This is a genomic window from Lysinibacillus sp. 10T31 (genome assembly GCF_056394365.1).
Genome location: NZ_JBFTHS010000249.1, coordinates 1 through 389, shown reverse-complemented (window position 1 = coordinate 389; position 389 = coordinate 1). Strand labels below are relative to the sequence as shown.

1 protein-coding gene is annotated in these 389 nt (G+C 60.7%); it reads left to right on the top strand.

Going from position 1 to position 389, the window contains the following annotated elements:
• Positions 1-297: hypothetical protein (locus tag AC1DCY_RS27880; RefSeq protein WP_477356078.1), on the top strand; the 297-nt coding region annotated here is incomplete at its 5' end.
• Positions 298-389: the final 92 nt, after the last annotated feature.

Below are 389 nucleotides of genomic sequence, written 5' to 3'. Positions count from 1 at the left end.
CTACAGCGCCAAGGCAAACTCTACGGCCACCACGGCCCCTACATGCCCCTGATGCTCTACGCCGCCCGAGAAAACGAAAAAGCCAACGAGTATGAGGTGGGCTCCACCAGCTACGGCGCCTTCACCTACGCCGTGGTCGAGCAACTGCGCAAACTGCACCAGGAAAATGTGACGTTGGGGTTTGATAAGTTGATAGAGCAGGTAGGCAAAGTGCTGAGCGCGAGGTCGCTGGGGCAGACACCGGAGATCGTCGGGCCGAGCGGGGTGAGGGAAGCGGAATGTGACGTTGGGGTTTGATAAGTTGATAGAGCAGGTAGGCAAAGTGCTGAGCGCGAGGTCGCTGGGGCAGACACCGGAGATCGTCGGGCCGAGCGGGGTGAGGGAAGCGG